Here is a 2,549-nt window from a genome sequence, read left to right as displayed (position 1 = left end):
CGTCGCCGCCGCGCTGTGGGCCGAGGGGCACGGCGCGGGCCCGTCCGCCGCGCCGCCCGTCGTGCCGTCCGGGCCGGGCGCGGTGCGGCTCGACCTCGGCGTCCCGGTCGTCCGGCTGGACGGCGCCGTCCCGCCGCTCACGCCCCTCGTGTCGTCGCGGCCGCCGGAACGGCCGTCGCTGCCCGCGACCGACCCGGTGACCGCCGAACTCGACGCGTTCCTCCGTGAGGCCGTCGACAGCGCCACCCACGTCATGGACGCCCTCCAGAACGCGACGTCCCCGAGCCCCACCCCTCCGGACCTCACCCCTCCGGACCCCGCGCCTCCGGAGACCGTGACCCCGGTGCCGTTGTCGTCGCCCGCCGTCCCGCAGGCGCCCGTGCACCCGGAGCCCCCGGGGCCGCCGCTCGTCCCGGCGCGGCCGACGCCGACGGAGCTGACCGTCCGGCGGACGTTCTCGCTGGACACGATGCCGTACGTCCGGGACCACGGCATGATCCCGCAGCCGGTCGGCTGGCCCGACGCGTCCGACCGGTTCCCGGTGGTGCCGCTGACGACGCTGCTGGAGGTCATGGCGGACACGGCGTGCGACCTGGTCCCCGGCCTGGTCTGCGCGGGGATGGAACAGGTCCGGGCGCTGCGCTGGGTCACCGCCGAACCGCCGACCGAGACCGAGGTCTCCGCGCGGCTCCTGGAGACCGGCGCGGACGGCGTCCACCGGGTCGAGGTCGTCGTCAAGGGGCACACCGACGGGATCGTCCTGCTCGCGCCCCGGCACCCGCGCCCGCCCGCCCCGGACCGGACGCCGCTCACCGGCGAGGGCCCGCCGCCCGTCCCCGCGGAACGGTTCTACGCCGAGCGCTGGATGTTCCACGGGCCGCTCTACCAGGGCGTCCACGAGATCGGCGCGCTCGCCTCGGACGGCGTGCGCGGCGTCCTGACCGCCCTGCCGACCCCCGGCGCCCTCATGGACAACGTCGGCCAGCTCGCCGGCCACTGGATCCAGGTCAACGGCGACAGGGACCAGACGGTGTTCCCGACCGGCATCGACCGCGTCACCTGGTACGGGCCGCTGCCGCCGCCCGGCGCGCGGATCCCCGCCGTCGTCCGCACCCGCGCCCTGACCCCGACGACGCTCCGCTGCGACGCCGAGCTGACCGGCCCGGACGGCCGGATCTGGTGCCGCGTCGAGGGCTGGACCGCGCACCGCTTCCACACCGACGAGCAGACCTGGCGGATGAAGTTCACCCCCGAGGTGTCCGGCACCGCCGAGCCGCAGCCCGGCGGCTGGATGCTGGCGCGCCCCCGCTGGGACAACGGGTCCTCGCGCGAACTGCTCATGCGGTACTACCTCAACGCCGCCGAGCGCCCCGGGTACGAGGCCCTCACCCCACGCGAGCAGGGACCCTGGCTGCTCGGCCGGATCGCCGCCAAGGACGCCGTCCGGCACTGGCTCTGGGAGCAGGGCCACGGCCCGCTGTTCCCCGCCGAGATCACCATCACCGGCGACGCGTCCGGACGGCCCCGGGCCACCGGCGCGTTCGGCCCGCCGCCCGAACTGTCGGTCGCCCTGACCGGCGAGCTCGGCGTCGCGCTCGTCCGCGCCGCCGGACGGCCGTGCCACATCGAGATCGCGCCCGCGGAACCGGCGCCGGGCGGCCGTCCGGCGGGTCCCGCGGGGACGTCCTCGCGGGAGCTCGACGGCCACATCGTGACCTGGACGCTCCCGGGGCCCGGCACGGGCGGCGGGGACACCGACCACACCAAGGGAGAGAACACCACATGACCACCCAGAACACCGCCGAGAACACCGCCCGGACCGACGTCCTGTCCGAGGTCGTGGCCATGCTGGCCGAAGTCGTCGGGGAGGACTTCCTGCTCGAGCAGACCGTCGGCCCGGACACCACGTTCAACGCCGACCTCGCGCTGGAGAGCATCGAGTTCGTCGCGCTCGCCGAGAGGCTCCAGCGGCACTACGGCGCGCGCATCGAGTTCGCCGCGTTCATCGCCGGACTGGACCTCGACCAGATCATGGCGATGACGGTCGGCGACCTCACGTCCTACATCGAGGCACGGCTGGCCGCGTCCCCGGACGGCGCCCCCGACGCGTCCGCGGCGTTCGCCTAGGGGGACGGGCACCGTGGCCTACGTCCGCGCGCGCGGCGTCCGGTTCCACGTGGTGGACCTCGGGCGGGACACGGGCCGGTCGCCGGTGGTGATGCTGCACGGGCTGTTCACCGGATCGGCCGCGTCCTGGTTCTTCACCTCCGCGCCCGCGCTCGCCCGCACCCGGCGCGTCCGGCTGCCGGACTGGCGCGGGCACGGCCTGACCGAGCGCACCCCGACCGGCTACGACACCGCGACGATGGCCGACGACCTGGCCGCGCTCACCGCCGACCTGCCGCCGTTCGCGATCGCCGGGCACAGCTACGGCGCGACCGTCGCGGTCCGCTTCGCGCGCGCCCACCCCGGCCGCGTGACGGCCCTGGCGCTGGTCGACCCGCCCTTCGCGGCGGCGGACACCCTCGTCGCCCCACCACGCCCGGCCG

Annotated in this window: 3 protein-coding genes; all 3 read left to right on the top strand. The window is 76.2% G+C overall.

What is annotated here, in order from left to right; genetic code table 11:
- The coding region (locus EBO15_RS43155; protein ID WP_199745189.1) for a polyketide synthase dehydratase domain-containing protein at window positions 1–1,786 on the top strand (1,786 nt) is incomplete at its 5' end.
- On the top strand, window positions 1,783–2,127 hold the full coding sequence (locus EBO15_RS43150; RefSeq protein ID WP_122200187.1) for an acyl carrier protein: 345 nt from the start codon (window positions 1,783–1,785) through the stop codon (window positions 2,125–2,127). The genes EBO15_RS43155 and EBO15_RS43150, both read left to right, overlap by 4 nt.
- A 13-nt stretch (window positions 2,128–2,140) precedes the next feature.
- Window positions 2,141–2,549, top strand: a 409-nt coding sequence (locus EBO15_RS43145; RefSeq protein ID WP_122200186.1) for an alpha/beta fold hydrolase, incomplete at its 3' end; no start/stop codon positions are given.

Source organism: Actinomadura harenae (genome assembly GCF_003696215.1).
Lineage (GTDB): Bacteria > Actinomycetota > Actinomycetes > Streptosporangiales > Streptosporangiaceae > Spirillospora > Spirillospora harenae.
The sequence above is the reverse complement of the archived record's forward strand: the minus strand, read 5'-3'. Positions and strand labels throughout refer to the sequence as shown.

Bases quoted from the DNA above. Each gene is read 5' to 3' on its own strand.
- EBO15_RS43150 (WP_122200187.1), top strand. From the start codon at position 1,783: ATGACCACCCAGAACACCGCCGAGAACACCGCCCGGACCGACGTCCTG.